Annotated in this window: 12 protein-coding genes; 4 read left to right on the forward strand and 8 right to left on the reverse strand. The window is 60.0% G+C overall.

What is annotated here, in order from left to right:
- Nucleotides 1–283 precede the first annotated feature (283 nt).
- The 8 genes from AC3WK5_RS01995 to AC3WK5_RS02030 form a co-directional block, all read right to left on the reverse strand.
- Complete coding sequence (locus tag AC3WK5_RS01995; RefSeq protein ID WP_103318546.1) at nt 284–1,390, reverse strand: ABC transporter ATP-binding protein; 1,107 nt, start codon at nt 1,388–1,390, stop codon at nt 284–286.
- A complete protein-coding gene (locus AC3WK5_RS02000; RefSeq protein ID WP_256585269.1) occupies nt 1,387–3,000 on the reverse strand; it encodes an ABC transporter permease in 1,614 nt (537 codons plus the stop codon). The genes AC3WK5_RS01995 and AC3WK5_RS02000 overlap by 4 nt, the downstream gene beginning before the upstream one ends.
- Before the next feature lie 4 nt (nt 3,001–3,004).
- On the reverse strand, nt 3,005–4,021 hold the full coding sequence (locus AC3WK5_RS02005; RefSeq protein WP_054597461.1) for an iron ABC transporter substrate-binding protein: 1,017 nt from the start codon (nt 4,019–4,021) through the stop codon (nt 3,005–3,007).
- Between the two features lie 318 nt (nt 4,022–4,339).
- Nucleotides 4,340–5,875, reverse strand: a complete 1,536-nt coding sequence (locus AC3WK5_RS02010) for an ArnT family glycosyltransferase (protein WP_103318544.1) — start codon at nt 5,873–5,875, stop codon at nt 4,340–4,342.
- Nucleotides 5,876–6,030: 155 nt separating this feature from the next.
- Entirely contained in the window at nt 6,031–7,680 is a 1,650-nt protein-coding gene (arnT, locus tag AC3WK5_RS02015; protein WP_103318542.1) for a lipid IV(A) 4-amino-4-deoxy-L-arabinosyltransferase, read from the reverse strand.
- A gap of 529 nt (nt 7,681–8,209) precedes the next feature.
- Nucleotides 8,210–8,890, reverse strand: a complete 681-nt coding sequence (gene pmrG / locus AC3WK5_RS02020; RefSeq protein ID WP_371919138.1) for a lipopolysaccharide core heptose(II)-phosphate phosphatase PmrG — start codon at nt 8,888–8,890, stop codon at nt 8,210–8,212.
- 296 nt (nt 8,891–9,186) lie between these two features.
- On the reverse strand, nt 9,187–10,560 hold the full coding sequence (locus AC3WK5_RS02025) for a sensor histidine kinase (protein ID WP_103318539.1): 1,374 nt from the start codon (nt 10,558–10,560) through the stop codon (nt 9,187–9,189).
- Entirely contained in the window at nt 10,538–11,230 is a 693-nt protein-coding gene (locus AC3WK5_RS02030; protein WP_103318537.1) for a response regulator transcription factor, read from the reverse strand. Before AC3WK5_RS02030 ends, AC3WK5_RS02025 begins: the two co-directional genes overlap by 23 nt.
- A 120-nt stretch (nt 11,231–11,350) precedes the next feature.
- Here AC3WK5_RS02030 and AC3WK5_RS02035 point away from each other — a divergent pair, with 120 nt between their 5' ends.
- From AC3WK5_RS02035 to AC3WK5_RS02050, 4 genes are all read left to right on the forward strand, one after another.
- The gene (locus AC3WK5_RS02035) at nt 11,351–12,040 is read left to right on the forward strand and encodes a response regulator transcription factor (protein WP_103318535.1); all 690 of its coding nucleotides are present in this window, start codon (nt 11,351–11,353) and stop codon (nt 12,038–12,040) included.
- Between the two features lie 104 nt (nt 12,041–12,144).
- Nucleotides 12,145–13,545 (forward strand): efflux transporter outer membrane subunit, encoded by a 1,401-nt coding sequence (locus AC3WK5_RS02040; protein WP_256585268.1) that lies wholly within the window; start codon nt 12,145–12,147, stop codon nt 13,543–13,545.
- Entirely contained in the window at nt 13,542–14,735 is a 1,194-nt protein-coding gene (locus AC3WK5_RS02045) for an efflux RND transporter periplasmic adaptor subunit (RefSeq protein ID WP_103318532.1), read from the forward strand. The genes AC3WK5_RS02040 and AC3WK5_RS02045 overlap by 4 nt, the downstream gene beginning before the upstream one ends.
- Nucleotides 14,732–17,809, forward strand: coding sequence for an efflux RND transporter permease subunit (locus AC3WK5_RS02050; protein WP_103318530.1), 3,078 nt, complete (start codon nt 14,732–14,734; stop codon nt 17,807–17,809). Before AC3WK5_RS02045 ends, AC3WK5_RS02050 begins: the two co-directional genes overlap by 4 nt.
- The last annotated feature ends 17 nt before the right edge of the window (nt 17,810–17,826 follow it).

The raw sequence follows: 17,826 nt of genomic DNA on the forward strand, positions 1-17,826 counted from the left end.
CGCTCCGCAGTTTGAGTGGCCCAAAGGCATCGCTCCGGATGCGCAGAGGGTAATCTCGAAAATGTGAAAGGGACATGAAAAACCGGTGTCGAGAATGTTTAACTGTAACCTTTACAGCAAATGTTCAGGGTTTTTCAACACTTACAGTCCTTTCTGACAGCTGTTGCCATTTTTCAGGCGCTGCAAGGAAAGTCGGCAATTGGCCCGCACATCGCTAAAAAGATAGTAAATAGCTTGCCAAGACTACTTCACCCTGAGTTCGCGTCAAGCTGCAAGCTGCAAGCTATGGCGTCGCGACCGCCTGGCGGCGAGCAGGCTCAGTCAACACGTGCGCGCTGCCGAGAGTTGAAATGTGTACCAGGCTGCCAGCAGCCGGTGCGTGCACCCCGGAACTGCGAACCAGTAACGAGCGGCTTGCTGACTGTCCATCCGTAGCAAGTGAGGGTTGCTTCAGTTCCACCGTCAAGGTGCAGGTATTGCCGCCAAAGTCGCGATCGGTCACCACCCCGATGCAGCCATCCACCTGTTCCAGATCGGCGGGCTGACTGGAAATCTGCAACTGCTCGGGCCGCAACATGATCTGCGCTGCACCGTTTGGCGAGGTACTGCTGACATGAACCCGTCCCAGGTCGCAGATCGCGTAACCATTTTCGACCCGCGCCGGCATGACCACGGCGTCCCCGAGGAACAGCGCGGTTTCTTCATCGCGAGGATGCAGGTACAGATCCATCGGTTGCCCGGTTTGTACCAGACGGCCCTGACGCATCACGGCCAGCTGATCGGCAAATGACAACGCTTCAGACTGATCGTGAGTCACCAGGATGGTGGTCACGCCGGTGTCTGACAGAAGTTTGGCAACCATTTTGCGCATGGACGCCCGCAGGCCGGTGTCCAGTGCCGAGAAGGGTTCGTCCAGCAGCATCAGCCGAGGTCGTTGCGCCAAGGCGCGGGCCAGGGCTACCCGTTGTTGTTGACCACCGGAAAGCTCGTGTGGCCAGCGCTGGCTCATGCGTGCATCCAGCGACACCATGTCCATCAGCTCGGCGACGCGTGCTTGCTTCAACGCGGCATCACCCGACAGTCCAAAGGCAATGTTGCCGGCAACCGTCATGTGTGGAAACAGCGCACCGTCCTGTGGCACATAACCAATCATGCGCTGATGCGCGGGGACTTCGGTCGAACCATCGACCAGTGTCTCGCCGTTGAGCGTGATGCTGCCGGAATCGGGAAACTCGAACCCGGCAATCATCCGCAGCAGGGTGGTCTTGCCCGAGCCGGAAGGGCCGACGATGGCCGTGCGACTGCCCGCTGGCACCGACAGGCTGACGTTGTCCAAGGCAGGCAGGGCGCCGAAGGTTTTGTAGATGGAGTTCAGTTCGAGAGCGTTCATCGGCCTGCCGTGCGTTTGGATTGATGATAGAGAAGTGCGGTCAACGGAAGCGACAGCAAAATCATGATCAGCGCATAAGGGGCCGCTGCGGCGTAGTCAATTTCGCTGGTCATGGCCCAAAAACCGGTGGCCAGGGTGCGGGTGCCACTTGGCGAGAGCAGCAGGGTTGCGGTCAGTTCATTGGTGATCGCCAGAAACACCAGCGCTGCGCCGGCGGCGGCCCCTGGTGCGGCCAGGCGCATGGTAATCAGCCATAGCGCCTGGCTCGGCGAGCGGCCCAGGCTGCGGGCGATATTTTCCAGTTCTACCGGTGCCTGGGCAATACCGGCGCGCAAACTGACCAGCGCGCGTGGCAAGAACATCAGCAGGTACGCCAGCAGTACCGTGATGGTGGTCTGGTAAATCGGCCGGGCAAAGCTGATGGTGACGGTCACCAGGGCCAGCGCCACGACGATTCCCGGCAATGAACTGGTGATGTAGTTGCAGCTTTCCAGGATGCGATGCAGGCGCCCCGGCGAGCGTATCGACAACCAGGCCACCGGAACGGCTGCGCAGGTGGTGATGAGCGCGCCGACACTGGCCAGAACGAGGGTCTGCTTCAATGCCGGAAGTATTTCCGCCATGCGCCAGACGTCCGCGCCACCGGCAATCAACCATTGGGCCAGGGTAATCAGAGGCACACCGAGGGCCAGCACGCTGGTGACGATTGGCAGCAACAATGCTGCGGCTTTGGTGTTGCGTGTCAGCCGCTGAGTGCGTTGCAGGCGCGCACTGCCGGAACCGACTCGTGCGTAACGGGCGTGACCTCGGGACGCGGACTCGGCGGTCAGCATCAGCAGGCAGCACAGCGCCAGCACCCCGGCCAGCATGTTCGCCGCCGGGCCGTTGAAGCTCGACTGGAACTGGTCGAAGATCGCCGTGGTGAAGGTGTCGAAGCGAATCATCGCGTACAGGCCGTATTCGGCCAGCAAGTGCAGGCCGACCAGCAAGGCGCCGCCACAGATGGCCAGGCGCAGTTGCGGCAGCACGACCCGGAAAAACACCGCCCAGGGCTTCAGGCCCAGCGATTCGGACACATCCTCGATGGCCGGATCAAGGCGCCGCAAGGTGGCGGCGACTGGCAGATAGAGGAACGGGAAGTAGGCGATAACCGAAACCAGCACCCCGGCAAACAACCCGTGAATCGGTGGCACCAGGCTGACCCAGGCATAACTGTGGACAAAGGCCGGCACCGCAATCGGTGCCGTTGCCAGCACCGACCAGAGGCGGCGGCCCGGCAAATCGGTGCGTTCGGTCAACCAGGCGAGTGCCACGCCAAGCGCGATACACAGGGGAATCGTGATCACCACCAGCAACACGGTGTTGATCAAAAGTTCGGCCACTCGGGGCCTGAAGACCAGCTCGGCAATCGTCGCCCAGCCGGTCTTGATGGAAATGCCGATGACAAACGCCAACGGCAGCAGGGCCAGCAACGACACCAGAATGGATATGGCCACCACCCACGAGCCGCTGCGCCTCCCGGAGACGCGGCGAGGGTGTTGACGAGGGTTGGCCAGAGTCGTCAGATCGACGACTTTACTAGCTTCTGGCAGCGCGACTGGCTTGGACATCGGATTACAACAACCCCGCCTGAGTCATCAGCTCGACAACTTTTTTGCTGTTGAGTCTGGAGGCATCGACCACAGGCGCGTCAAGTTGCGCCAGCGGCACCAGTTTCGGGTTCGACTCGGCTTTCTGGCCTACGGCGTATTCAAACGAGTTACCGTTTTTCAGAATGGCCTGGCCTTCTTTGCCGGTGATCCACTTCAGGAACGCCTGAGCTTCTTCTTGGTGTTTACTGGACGCCAGGACAGCGCCACCGGAGAGGCTGACAAACGCGCCCGGATCTTTGTGCTTGAAATAGTGTAGCGAAGTGTTCTTGCTGTTTTCGCCGGTTTTGCTCTGATCGACGAAGCTGTAGTAGTGGTAGATCACGCCGCCTTCAATCTGACCGGCGTTCACTGCCTTGAGCACAGCGCTGTTGCCACGGTAGGCGGTCGCGTTGGCTTTCATGCCTTTCAACCATTCCAGGGTGGCGGCTTCGCCCTTGAGCTCCAGTACGGCAGCGACGATGGCCTGGAAATCGGCGCCGGCAGGCGAACCGGCCCAACGACCTTTCCAGCTTGGGGAAGCCAGGTCCATCAGAGACTTTGGCAGATCGGCTTCGGCCAGCTTGGCTTTGTTGTAGACAAACACGGTCGAGCGAGCGGCGATGCCCACCCATTTGCCATGGGCCGGGCGATAGGCCGAACCGATTTGCTCCAGGGTCGACGGCGCAACAGGGGTAAACAGCCCGGCGTTATCCACCAGCACCATGGCTGGGGAGTTCTCGGTCAGGAATACGTCTGCCGGGGAGGCCGCACCTTCTTGCACCAGCTGATTGCCCATCTCGCTGTCATCGCCGTTGCGCAGCGTGACCTTGATCCCTGTTTCATGGGTAAAACCTTCGACCCAGGCCTTGGTCAGGGTCTCATGCTGCGCGTTGTAGACCACGATGCCGTCGCTGCTTGGCGCAGCAAAGACATGGCCAGCACCCATAAGGGCGGTGGCGAGCAGCGCGATTTTCAGAAAGGAAGGGCGACGATGATTCATTTTGTTAGCAGCTCCTGCAGTTTTATAAAGAATCAGATGGGCAAGCCTGTTGTTCGATTCCCGCAATCCCTGCAGCTCGCCCAGAACAATGCGAATCATTCGCATAGATTTTGGTGGCGGCAATGTAGTGCGGGATATGTGAAAAAAACGTCAAGCAAGTCGTTAATCAATGTCGTTTGTATTTAGATTGAGGCGCTAAGGAGGGAGTTTGAAGGACAGAGTGGTTTGAATTCAAACACTATCGTCGACGGGCTCACTGATTTCACGTGAGCCGTGCAGGGAAGGATCGAGAGACCCTATGGGCCTCTCGATCATTTTTCATTGGGCGGGGGCGTTGGGGATGAAGGCGACGCTGGCATCCGAGCGCGGATGCAGCAGCCGTTCACCGTTGTCTGGCTGCGTGACGACAGCCTGGTGGTCGACGCTCAGGTAGTTCAGCGGCAGCGTATCGCCACGTTTGTAGTGCGCGACAATGATGGTGCGCTGCGGGTTCCACTGCTGGCCGCTGGTTTTTTCCAGCCATGCCATGAACTGTGCGGTGGTGCCTTCGCGAGGGAAGTCCTTGTTATCGGGAACGTAGTAGAAAGGCGCTCCGTCGTTTTGCAGGTACATCGGGACTTTGTTGTCGACATCGACCATCACCATCCGCCATTGATTCCATGGCGCAATCAGGCTGGCCTGGGCCTTGACGTCCTTGCCGAACTGCACGACGCCGCCACCGGTGTTGCTCCAGGGCACGATAATCCCGAGGATCAGCAATAGCAGGGCCGTGGTGACGCCAAAGCCGATTTTCAGGCCGCGTCCTTCGGCTTTGCCGGCAGCGCGCCGTTCTTCCATGTGCCGGGTGACCCACCAGGCCGCCAACAGTTGGGCAAATGGTACCAGCGGCAAAACGTAGTAACTGCGTCGGCTACCACTGGCGGTGAAGAACAGGAACAACAAGCCCAAACCCCAGATCAACCAGCGGGCATTGGGTTCGAGTGTGCGCCAGTTACGGGCCGCGACCCACAGCCCAAGCACCCAGTACGGTGCCCATGGCAGGGTATAAACCGGCAAGTAGATCAGGTAGGTGTAAATGGGCCCGATGTGGTCGAACGGCTGGAAAAACCGCACCACGTTTTCCCGGAAGACCAGCCCCAGACCGCTCTGGGCGGAGGTGGGTGCGCCGTAGATATTCGACAACACGAACGGCACTGCGTAGACCAGGCCGGCAACCAGCAGGGCGACGCACAGGCGCAGGTTGAGGTGACGTTTCCAGCGGCCCTCCTGCAGCAGATGCGGCAACAGCACCAGGCCGGGCAGGATAAAGCCGATCAGGCCTTTGAACAGCGAGGTTACGGACAGCAGCAGGAAGAACACGCAGTAGCGCCCGAGTCGCGTGTCGTCCGGGCCGCGCCAATACCACCAGATTGCTGCCAGCACACCGCAGACGGTCAGAATGTCAGCCGTCGCGACTCGGGCCCAAAAGACGAAATAGAAGGTGGTTGCGAGCATCCAGCCAGCGATCAGGCCGGTGCCTTTGCGAAACAGTTGCTCGCCGATCAAGTAGACCAGCCAGACACTCAGCCAGGCGGCAATCACCGAAGACAGACGCAAGGACCAGTGGCCCAGTCCGCCTGTAAACCAGGTGGTGGCGGTAATCAACCAGTAGGAGGGCAGTGGTTTGTCGTAATAGGAGCCGCCCATGAGGTACGGGTCGAAGTAGTTACCGCTTTGCAGCATCTGCAGCGTGATATTCGCCCAACGGGTTTCCGGGCCCCAAAGTTCCCGTGTGCCCAGTCCCAATAACAGGAGTAGCGCTGAAACCCCAAGCAGGATCAGCAGCGCGCGTGTTTCCGTTTCCCGCGACTTCATGTGGTGTTTCCCTTAGGTCTCGACCGCCAGCTGCAGGATTGCTCCGTGCCTTTGAACGCCGCGACCTGCGCGCCGGGGTCAGAAAATGCAGATCATCTACTTGCCGGGTGACGATCTGTAGATCGTCACCCGGTAAACCGGCGCATCAGGAATCGTCAGGGCAGTTTCGGGAAAATCAGGATCTCCAGTTCGCCCCGTTTGTAGTGCTTGCCGTCGATTGGCAGCAGCAAGACTTCCTGCTCTTCCAGGGCATTTTTCACCCGCATGACCACACCCACCGAGCCCTTTTTACGGGCTTCGGTCATCCACTGCTGGACATTGTTCATGTCGACTTTGCGGTGTTCTGCCTCAGGATAGGCGGCGCCGTACTGCAGCTCACCGACGGTGTTGTACAGGTCGACTTGCGGGCGTTTCAGGCGCCAGGACAATGCCGAGGCCGCGCCCAGATCGTTACTCAGCAGCGAAGTGGTTTCGCTCAATTCCTGAACATGTTCGGCGATGAACTGGTCAGGCATTTTGCTGTTGACGATGACGCCGGGCATGGCTGCTGGCAGCAAGGCGATCAGTAGCCAGATACCCAGCGCCGGAGCGGCCCAATAGACCAGCGGCCGGAGTGCTTGCAAGGCGTTGGCGATGATCCAGCCGGCCAACACGATGAAGCCTAGCGACATAGCGAACATTTCGGTGTTTTCGAAGATCGGCCGGGTGATCTGCAGATAGATCAGGACAATCAGGGCAATCGTCGCGATTGTTACGTTGATCAGGCCGTTGATACGAATCGCCCGGCCACGGGCCTCGCTCACCAGATCGATCAGGGTGCTGGCCATCAGCAAGGCCAGCGGCAGCAGGCACGGCATAATGTAGGTCGGCAGCTTGCCTTTGCTCAGGCTGAAAAATACCAGCGGCAGGAGCATCCACAGCAACAGGAAGCCGGTGGTGTTCTGAGTCTTGTTTTTCCAGGCCTGAACCAGTGTCGAGGGCAACAGGGCTGCCCACGGAAGGCTCGAAACCACCATGATTGGCAGGAAGAACCACCACGGCCGGGTGTGCTGGGCATCGTCGGCGGCGAACCGGCGAATGTGCTCGTGCCAGAAGAAGAACCGCCAGAAATCCGGTTCGTGACTATTGATCGCCAGTACCCATGGCAGGCTGACGATGATGGCGACGACCATCGCAACGAGGCCATAGCGCAGCAGTTCGCCAAAGCGCTTCTGCCAGATCATGTAAGGCAGTGCGATCAACACCGGCAACAGCCAGGCAAGGAAGCCCTTGGTCAGGAAACCCATGCCACAGGCGAAGCCGAGCAGCGCCCAGGCCCCGAGTTTACTGCGTGGGGTTTTGTTATCCAGGGCAAACCACAGGGCAACCAGGCTCAGGTTGACCCAGAAGGTGAACTGCGGATCGAGGTTGGAGTAGCCCGCCTGGCCGGCGATCAGGCCGAAGCTCATGTAGAGCAGGGCGGCAGCGAAACTTTTGCGCGGATCGTTCCACAGGCGACGGGCGATCAGATACGCCAGCCACACACTCAGCCCAGTGGTGACTGCCGAGGCAATGCGCACGCCAAACAGGTTCTCGCCGAAGATCGCCTGACCGATGGCTATCATCCAGTAACCGGCAATGGGTTTCTCGAAGTAGCGAAAGCCCATGAAGTGCGGGGACACCCAGTCACCGCTCAGCAACATCTCCTGGCTGATCTGCGCGTAACGGGGTTCGTCAGGAATCCATAGCCCGTGGCCGACCATCGGCAACAGGTAGAACAGACCGAAGGCCAATAACAGGCAGGGTAGAGCCCAGCGCTTGATCATTTGACTCGTGCTCCCTGCGACTTCATTCGGCGGTTCGGATTGCTGCGTGAGCAATCAGTAAAGTGATACGTGACGAGTATTATTTTTCGCTTCATGGGACGGCCTTGATACCGGAAGACGTTGCTCGGTTTTTGGTGTTTTGGTTACGACGTTCGATGCTGCGCCGCTCTTCTTCAACAAAGACGCGTGCAGGGACGCAGGCATCGCTGTGGCGAGCCGGTCGCATTACTCGGCAAAAGGATAAAGTCGACGCATGACATTCCTGGGCCTCCTGGCAGCGGACTGGACGGGTGTAGGTGGGTGAGCCGTTGTGAGCGGGCACCGCATGCTACAAGTGGAGCGTCGAGTCTTCCATTGAGGATTTCCCCCAAACAGGCATTCAAGCGTGAAATCCCCGGATTTTCAGTAACTCGCTGAAAAAAATAAAGTTATTCAATTTGTTTCGAATGTACGCGAGCGCTGGCGAACTGCCGTAATGGCTTTATTTTTTGAGTTCGTTAACAGCGCTGGCGTGTCCTGGCAAACCGTATTATTTGCTGGCGAATCGCTTATCAAGCACGGCTGGCCAGTCCCCGGAACTCACAATGCCGAGCACTTTCAGCTGCCCGTCAGCCGTCACCGAAACGAACAGGGAACTGGTGTACTGACTGGTGGGAGCATGCTTGAAGCCGGTTTGTTTCTCGAAGTCGCTGATACAGCCGCTGTGCGTGACCAGGACCAGGTTGCGATGTGCCGTTTTGTGTGCGACCACATCGTCACGCATGGTCTTGCCACATTGGGCCAGCCATTCCTGATTCGACGCCTCTTTGCCAAACATATACTGCGCGGTTTGCATCGTGCGGGTCGCCGGGCTGCTGAACACATCCGCATGGTCCATGCCCAGGGCGTTGAACCCCTTGCCGACGTCCGTCGATGCCGCGCTGCCTACCTGGGTAATGCCATCGGCCGGGCCCAGGCACGGGTTTTTCGACTGATCGCAGCGTTCGGCATGTCGAACCAGCACCACCACATCGCCTGCCTGCCAGTGTTGGAATACGCCAGCCGTTGCCATGTGATCACTTTCCGCCAGCATCGCTGGAGACCGGGGCCACAAGGTGAACCCCGTGACCAGAGCGGCCACTATCACTGCCGACGCCACTAGCGTGACCTTCAGAAACCGTTTTTTGACCGCTCGTTTAGGCGAGTCCTTGGGTAATACAGTATTAACCACGCCTTTCACCTGTAAGTCGTATTGAGACGAAGAATGTCGATTCCGTTCAAGCAGTCAGGATAGACAGTTCACGGAAAACGCGAGCATTGAAGGTCGATTTGTGATGATCAATGTAGAGGCGGGCAAGTGGGGGATAAGTGAAACGAATGTGAAAATTTCGCTGGAACGCTTAACCCATCCTTAACGACAGCTAATTGTTTGATTTTAATTGCATTGCCATCGACCAAAGACGCCTGCGCCAAGACCTCGCGCGAGGTCGTCGGGAAGGCGGCAAGAGCCGCCCGAGACCGATTGTTTCAAGCTGTTTCGTGAGTCTGTTTTCCCAGCAGATCGATTCGGCAACCCGGGGCCGCGTCGTAGACTGCAAGCTTCATGTCGTGCAACCGCGCCACGGCCGACACCATGCTCAAGCCCAACCCGTTGCCGGGTGTGTGACGGCTCAGTTCTGAACGGTAGAGCCGGCGAAATACCGCCTCGCGCTCGTCTTCCGCAATTCCCGGACCGTTATCGACTACCCGAATACCGACGCCCGTTGCGTCGCTGATGACGCTGAGACTGACGCTGCTATGGTCGGGTGAGAACTTGATCGCGTTATCCAGCAGGTTGCAGCAGGCATCGAACAGCAGTTGCGCATCGCCAGCGATCAGCGTTGGCTGCGCGCCGGCATGGAACGCCAGGCTGATGCCGCGCTCCTCGGCCAGCGGTTCGTAGAGTTCGGTGGCATCGGCGCCAATCAGGTTCAGATCGACCGGCGCAAAGTGGCTGCGTCGTGCGCTGTCCTCAATTTCGGAAATGCGCAGCAAGGCACGGAACGTCAGCAGCAGGCCCTTGGCCTCGGTCAGGGCCGAATCAATGCTGGCGGCGTATTCGTCCTCGCGCAGACCCCGCCGTTGCGCGCGCTCAAGGCCGGCAATCAGCCGAGTCAGGGGCGTGCGCAGGTCGTGGGCGATGTCGTCGCAGACGCCCTTGACTTCGCTCATCAAGCGTTCCAGTTCATCGAGCATGCTGTTGACGACGTTGGCGAGGCGGTCGATGTCATCGTTGTTGCCCAGGGTAGGCAAGCGGCTGCTCAAGTCGCCCTCGATGATGCCTTTGATCGAGTCGCTCAACTTGTCGAGACGGCGCCGCGCCGAGTAGCCGAGGCCGATCGCCCCTAACAGGCCGACCAGCAGCAGCAGGACCCCACCGGAAACCAGCGCATGAACCAAAAGTTCGTCGAACTCGCCGATATCATGCATGTCCTGGGCGACCAGCAAGGTTTTGCCGTCTTCCAGTTTATGAACGATAAACCGCACCGGACGGGAGCGATCATTGGTTTTTTGCCAGTCGAACTCGGCGGGGCGATCATATTTTTTGAACGCTGGCAGTTGATGAATGGCGCCGACAATGTACTGGCCGTTTTCATCGAACAAACTGTGGGGCAGGCGACCTTCCGTGTCCGAAATGGCGTGTTTGCGGATTTCCTCTTCCCGCAGTTGCGGGGTTTGCTGACTGCGATTCTCTACCTGACGATAGAGCGCAGTGTCGGCCTCGGTCTTCAGGTAAAACGCGGTTTGCCAATAGATGTAGCCAAATAGCGCCAGAAACGAGCAGCCGAACAACCCGAGGAACATCAGGCCTGTGCGAAAACTGATGGTGCGCGGAATCTCACTCAGGTGAACGGAGAACATAGCCGGCCCCCCGAATGGTGTGGATCATCTGCGGTTCACCTTCAGCGTCGATCTTGCGACGCAGGCGGCCGATATGCACCTCAATGACATTGGTGCGCTCGTCGTAGCTGTAATTCCACACGGCTTCAAACAACATGGTGCGCGTGACCACTTGTTCGGCGTTGCGCATCAGGTGTTCCAGCAACGCGTATTCACGCGGAACCAGGTCGATGGTTCGATCGCCACGGCGCACACTGCGGCGTAACAGGTCGACGTGCAGGTTGCCGACGCGCAGCTGATTGTCCGGTTCGCGGGTGGCGGGTTCGGCACGGCGACGGCTCAAGGCGTCCAGCCGTGCGGTCAGCTCGATGAATTCGAAAGGCTTGGTCAGGTAGTCATCGCCACCGGCGCGCAAACCTCGAACACGCTCATCCAGCGCGCTCAGGGCACTGAGGATCAACACCGGCGTGCTCACGCTCGCCGCTCGCAAGGCGGTCAATACGCCCAGCCCATCGATGCCGCCCGGCAGCATCCGGTCGAGCACGATCAGATCAAAGGACTCGCTGAGGGCCTTGAGCAAACCGTCGCGGCCATTGTTCACGCATGTGACGGTAAACCCGTGGTCCTGCAGGGCTGCTTCAATTTCGCTGGCGGTGGAGCTGTCGTCTTCGACGACCAGAACATGGGTCATGGGAGTTGAACCGGTCACTTGAACGAGTGGAGAGATGGCATAGTGTGTCAAATCCAGGCAAGCGCCAACGTCGCCGCCGGATAAATAAAAGTTTAGGTTCCTGTTAAGAGAGAAAGCTCCTTGCGCATTCTAGTCGTTGAAGACGATGCCCAGACCGCTACCTACCTGTTGCGTGGGCTGACGGAAAGCGGGCACGTGGTGGATGTCGCCGAAGACGGCAATGATGGCCTGGCCATGGCCCTGGAAGGGATTCATGACGCGTTGATTGTCGACCGGCGCCTGCCGGGGCTCGACGGCATTGCGCTGGTAAGGGCGATACGCAGTCGCGGTTCGCGTATTCCGGTGTTGATGCTCAGCGCTCAGTCGACCACTGCGCAAAAGGTCGAAGGCCTGCAAGCCGGTTGCGACGATTACCTGGCAAAACCCTACGCATTCGCCGAGGTGCTGGCGCGCCTCGACGCCTTGCTTCGCGGCGCCGATCAACCGAGCGCAGCAGGGCGCAAGCTGCAAGTCGGCGAACTCGAACTCGACTGCGCGACCCGTACGGCGGTGCGCCAAGGCCGTAGCATTGTCTTGCAACAGCGTGAGGCGTTGCTGCTGGAAAAACTCATGCGCCACAGCGGTCAGGTGGTCACCCGCGACATGCTGCTCGACAGCGCCTGGGATTACACCTTCGACCCCAACGACAATGTCATCGACAAACATATCCATCGTCTGCGGCGCAAACTCGACGAAGGTTTCGAGTACTCGCTGATCAAGACCATTCCGGGCGCGGGTTACAGCTTTCAGGGCCGTCGCGAGCCCGATTAAATAAAAGTTTACCTGCAGGCGAACGCTCTGCAAGGCGCTGTTGGCTATCTTCGGCTGATTCGTGGACAGGCTCCACAAACGTTTCAGCCGGAGATCGCGTGCCAATGTCAGTTGCAACCTCACCGAGGCGTAACTTTTTATCAATATCGGTGCTGCTGGGCGTATTGATGCTCGGTGGCTGCTCGATGGTGCCCGCCTACCATCAACCGGAGTTGCCGCTGGCGACAAACTGGAATGGCGCCGGGCAAACGACCGCGGCACGGGGAGGGCAGTGGTGGAGCGAATTCCACAGCGCTGAATTGAATGACCTGATCACCCGCGGCCTCTCGGCCAATTACACCCTTAAAGCCGCGGTCAGCCGCATCGAAGAGGCACGCGCTTCGGCTCAGGTCGTCGGCGCCGGGCAATATCCGACCCTGGCACTGGGCGGCAATGTCCAACGCCAGAACAATTACGGCACCACCAAGAAAAGCAGCGTGTTCGCCCAAGCGTCATACGAGCTGGACTTCTGGGGCAAACAGCGGGCTGCCGCCGACTCAGCCGACGCGTTGGCCAATGCCAGCGTGTTTGACGCACAAACCCTGCGCATGAGCCTGGGGGCAAGCATCGCCGACAGCTACTTCCAGGTCTTGTCGCTGGAAGAACGGCTGCGCCTGGCCCAGTCGATTGCCGATGACGCCAAGCAGGTACTCGATCTGGTCGAAGTCCAGGCCAGCCAGGGCGCCGTGTCCAATCTTGAAGTGGCGCAGCAACGCAACGCCCTGCAAACCTTCCAGGCGGCGATGCCTCCTTTGCGTCAGCAACGCGATCTGGCGCTCTACCAATTGGCGGTACTGGTGGGCGAGACGCCGCAAGGTTTCCACCTGAAAAGCTCCGGTCTTGACGGTTTGCAGATGCCACGTCCGTCCGCTGGACTGCCCATCGGCCTGCTGCGTCAGCGGCCCGATGTGCAAGCAGCCGAAGCGCGACTGGTTTCGGCCAACTTCGATGTCGGGGTCGCCCGTGCGGCGTTCTTGCCGAATCTGTCGCTGGACCTGATTGGCGGTATCGACACCATTGCCGGCGGCAACATCTGGAGCGTCGTCGGCACCTTGGCCCAACCGGTGTTCACCGGCGGCCAGCTCACGGGTCAATTGCACGTTGATCAGGCCCACGTGCAGGAACTGACCGCCAGCTACCGCGAGTCAGTGATCGAGGCGCTGCAAGACGTCGAAACCCAACTGAGCGCCACCCGCGAACTGGATAAAAGCTTTGCCTTGAATCAGGCCGCAGTGGACTCCGCCCGCGAGGCCGCGAGGTTAGCGCAGGTGCGTTATCGACTCGGTTCCACCGACTTTCAGACCCTGCTGATTGTCGAGCGCACCCAGTATCAGGCCGAAGACACGCTGCTGCAGGTGCGCCTGCAACACCTGCAGGCCGCCGTCGGTTTGTTCCGGGCGCTGGGCGGTGATTTCACCCCCGACGCCATCGCTTCCCTTTCTCCTTCTCAGGCGTCACACCCATGAATGCTAAGCAACGCGTTGCGAACCCTCGCCATCGAGCACTCTCCTGGGCGCTACTGATTCTCCTGTTGGGCGCAGGTGCAGGTGGATTTCAGTGGGTCAAGCGGGCTCACGCGGCACCGGCCAAAACCGAGGCAGCCGCCGTGCCGGTGCAACTGACGCACGTCAGCCAGCAGGACCTGCCGATCTGGCTCAGTGCGATTGGCAATGTCCAGCCGCTCAATAGCGTCAATGTGCGGGTCCGGGTGGATGGCGAGTTGCAGAAAGTCCTGTTCAAGGAAGGCCAGACCGTGAACGCCGGCAGCCTGCTGGCGGTGATCGATCCACGGGTTTACCAGGCTCAGGTGGCTCAGGCGCAAGCGCTGGTGGCCAAGGATCAGGCGCAACTGTCGAACCTGCGGGTGAGCCTGGACCGGGCCAGCAAACTGGCGGCCGCCAAGGCCGGGCCGACCCAGGATGTCGACACCTATCGCGCCGAACTGGCCGCGCAACAGGCCACGGTGCAGGCCGATCAGGCAGCATTGGATAACGCGCGCCTGCAACTGGAATTCACGCAGGTCAAGGCGCCGCTGACCGGGCGTACCGGCCAGCGCTTGCTGGACGTCGGCGCTATCGCCCACGGTGCGGAAGCCACGGGCTTGGTGACGATTACCCAGATGAACCCGATCTCGGTGGCGTTCGCCGTGTCCCAGGACGAACTCCCGCAGATTCTTGAAGAAAACGCCAAGGGTGCCTTGCAAGTGGTCGCCATGACCCGCGACGGTCATCAGGAAATCGCTCGCGGCCGTCTGAGCTTCATTGACAGCCAGGTCGCTGCCGCCAGTGGTCAGATCCAGTTGAAGGCTGAGTTCGACAACAGCACCAACCAGTTGTGGCCTGGCGAATTGGTCAGCGCACGCTTGCTGGTCAGCACCCACCAGGACGTCACGGTGGTGCCGGCCAACGCCGTGCAGTTTGGCCGTCAGGGCAACTTCGTCTATGTAGTCGGCGTCGATCAACGGGTGCAACCACGTCAGGTCGATGCGGCCGCCGTGGTCGATGGCAAGCAGTGGATTCGTCAAGGGTTGGCCGCTGGCGAAACGGTCGTCGTGCAAGGCCAGTCACGCATAGCACCGGGCGTCAAAGTCGCACCGATCAAGGCTGACGAAGCCGCTGCGCTGGCGGCTGCCACGCCGGTGGAGAACGCACGATGAAAGGGCTCGCCAGACTGATTCAACGACGCGTGGGCCTGAGCCTGTTGGCGCTTGGGGTGATGTTGCTGGGCGCTTTCGCGTACTTCCAGTTGCCAGTGGCGCCTTTGCCTACGGTGGATTTTCCGACCATTCAGGTCACCGCCAAACTCTCCGGGGCCAGCGCCGAGACCATGGCTTCATCGGTTGCGACGCCACTGGAAAGAGCCTTTGCCGCGGTTCCGCAAGTCACCTCGATGACCTCCTCGAGCGCGGCCGGCAAGACTCAGGTGGTGTTGCAGTTCGACCTGTCACGGAACATCGACGGCGCTGCGCAGGATGTGCAGACCGCGATCAACACCGCGACCCCGAACCTGCCGAAGACCATGACCAGTACGCCGACCTTCAACAAGGTCAACCCGGCGGAAGGGACGGTGTTGTCACTGGCCGTGACCTCACCGACGCGCACACTGCCGGAACTCGATCGTTACGCGGACAACTACATTGCCCAGCGTTTGTCGCAGATGCCCGGCGTCGGCCTGGTGGATTTCCACGGTGAGCAAAAACCGGCGGTGCGGATTCAGATCGACCCGGATGCGCTGGCCGCACGCGGCCTGAGCCTGGAAGACGTGCGCAGCGTGATCGGCGTCAGTACCGTCGATCAGCCCAAGGGCACCCTTGACGGGCAGACCCGTTCCGTCACGCTCGGCGCGACCGACCAGATGCTCGACCCACAGCATTATCGGGATCAAGTGATTGCCTATAAAAACGGCATGCCGATCAAGCTCGGTGACCTTGGTCGGGTAATCGCCGGTGCCGAAGATACCCAGCAAGCCGCGCAGTTGGGCGGCGAGCCGACAGTGATCGTCGACATTCACAAACAACCGGGTTTCAACCTGCTGTCGACCATCGCCACGATCAAGGCGAAGTTGCCCGAACTGACCGCGTCGTTGCCTCGCGACGTGCAGGTTCAGGTGGTCGGCGATCGTACCCAGACCATCGAAGCCTCGGTCAACGACATGCAATTCACCTTGCTGTTGTCGATTGCCCTGGTGGTCGTGGTGATCTTCGTGTTCCTGCGCAAGGCCACCGCCACGCTGATCCCCAGCCTGACCATTCCGCTGTCGCTGGTGTCGACCTTCGGCGTGATGTATTTGCTCGGCTACAGCCTCGACAATCTGTCGATCATGGGCCTGGCCATTGCCGTCGGCTTCGTGGTGGACGATGCCATCGTGGTGATGGAAAACATCGTGCGCCATTTGGAGATGGGCAAGTCGCGCCTGCAATCGGCGGTCGATGGTTTGCGCGAAGTGGCGTTCACCATTGTCTCGATGACGGTGTCGTTGATCGCGGTGTTCTTGCCGATCCTGTTGATGTCAGGGATCGTCGGGCGCTTGATGCGCGAGTTCGCGGTCACGGTCAGCGTGGCGATCATCATGTCCTGCATCGTCTCGCTGACGATCACCCCGATGCTGTGTGCCTGGCTGCTCAAACCGCATGTCGAGAGCGAGGAGGGGCGTTTCGCCCAGGCTTGCGAGCGGGCGTTCACTGGCTTGCACAATGGCTATCGCCGCAGCCTCGACTGGGTGCTCGACCATCAGCGTCTGACCCTCGGCGTGGCATTGGCCACGCTATTGGCGACCGCAGTGTTGTACGTGAGCATTCCCAAGGGCTTCTTCCCGCAGCAGGACAACGGCCTGATCCAGGGCGTTGCCGAAGCCGCTGCCGATATTTCGCCGATGGCCATGCGTGAACAGGTCAACCGTGTCGCTGAAGTCGTCGGTCATGACCCGGCGGTGGCCAAGGTGTATTTCTGGATCGGCCCGAACCCGACGGTCAGCCAGGGCAAGGTGATGATCAACCTCAAGCCGTTCGGCGAGCGCACCGACAGTGCCCAAAAGGTGATCAGTCGTTTGCAACCAGCGCTCGATCAGCTGTCCGGGGTCAAGGTCTACTTGCAGGCTAACCAGGACATCCAGATCGGTGGCCGCGCCAGTAAAACCCAGTACCAGTACACCCTTCAGGACCCGGACAGCGCAGAGCTGGATCACTGGAGCGGGGTGCTGCTGGAAAAACTCAAGCGCTTGCCGCAACTGCAACACGTGACCTCTGACCAGCAACAGGCCATTGCTCAGGCAACCCTGGTGATCGACCGTGCCACGGCGGCGCGTCTGGGCGTGACGGTGCAGGCCATCGACGACGTGCTGTACGACGCCTTCGGGCAGCGTCAGGTCGCGACGATGTTCACCCAACTCGACCAGAACCATGTAGTTCTCGAGCTGGACCCGCACTGGCAGACGTCCACTAGCACGCTGGAACACTTATACGTGCGGGCCAGCTCCGGAACCCTGGTGCCATTGAATCTGTTGGCGAGCATCAAGACCGAGCAGGTGCCGATCATCATCAACCACCAAGGGGTATTTCCGGCCATCACCCTGTCGTTTGACCTGGCGCCCGGCCAAGCCCTGAGCGATGCGGTCAGTGCGATCAATCAGGCGTCTTTGGCGGTGGCGATGCCCGACTCTGTGGTCGGCAGTTTTCAGGGCACCGCCCAGGCGTTCCAGGACTCGCTGAAATCACAACCCTGGCTGATTCTGGCGGCGATCCTGACCGTCTACATCGTGCTGGGCGTGCTCTACGAGAACGCGATTCACCCGTTGACGATCATTTCGACCCTGCCGTCCGCCGGGTTCGGTGCACTGCTGGCATTGATGCTCTGTGGACAGGACCTGTCGGTCCTTGGGATGATCGGCATTATTTTGCTGATCGGCATCGTCAAGAAGAACGCGATCATGATCGTTGACTTCACGCTGTCGGCCCAGCAGCGTGGCTTGTCTGCCAGAGACGCCGTGCGCGAAGGGTGCCTGTTGCGCTTGCGGCCGATCCTGATGACCTCGCTGGCGGCACTGCTCGGCGCGGTGCCATTGGCGTTCGGCCACGGTGCCGGCTCGGAGCTTCGCCAGCCATTGGGCATTGCTATTGTCGGCGGCCTGGCGGTCTCGCAGATCCTGACGTTGTACACCACCCCGGTCGTCTACCTTTGGTTTGAGCGTCGGCGTCGCAGCCAAAAACTCGTCGCGCAGGACATCAAGGTGTGACGTCGGCATTCAAACAC

Source organism: Pseudomonas sp. FW306-02-D09B (assembly GCF_058782685.1).

Coding starts and splice junctions, on each gene's coding strand:
- AC3WK5_RS01995 (WP_103318546.1), bottom strand. CDS start 1,390: ATGAACGCTCTCGAACTGAACTCCATCTACAAAACCTTCGGCGCCCTG.
- AC3WK5_RS02000 (WP_256585269.1), bottom strand. CDS start 3,000: ATGTCCAAGCCAGTCGCGCTGCCAGAAGCTAGTAAAGTCGTCGATCTG.
- AC3WK5_RS02005 (WP_054597461.1), bottom strand. CDS start 4,021: ATGAATCATCGTCGCCCTTCCTTTCTGAAAATCGCGCTGCTCGCCACC.
- AC3WK5_RS02010 (WP_103318544.1), bottom strand. CDS start 5,875: ATGAAGTCGCGGGAAACGGAAACACGCGCGCTGCTGATCCTGCTTGGG.
- arnT (WP_103318542.1), bottom strand. CDS start 7,680: ATGATCAAGCGCTGGGCTCTACCCTGCCTGTTATTGGCCTTCGGTCTG.
- AC3WK5_RS02025 (WP_103318539.1), bottom strand. CDS start 10,560: ATGTTCTCCGTTCACCTGAGTGAGATTCCGCGCACCATCAGTTTTCGC.
- AC3WK5_RS02030 (WP_103318537.1), bottom strand. CDS start 11,230: ATGACCCATGTTCTGGTCGTCGAAGACGACAGCTCCACCGCCAGCGAA.
- AC3WK5_RS02040 (WP_256585268.1), top strand. CDS start 12,145: ATGTCAGTTGCAACCTCACCGAGGCGTAACTTTTTATCAATATCGGTG.
- AC3WK5_RS02045 (WP_103318532.1), top strand. CDS start 13,542: ATGAATGCTAAGCAACGCGTTGCGAACCCTCGCCATCGAGCACTCTCC.
- AC3WK5_RS02050 (WP_103318530.1), top strand. CDS start 14,732: ATGAAAGGGCTCGCCAGACTGATTCAACGACGCGTGGGCCTGAGCCTG.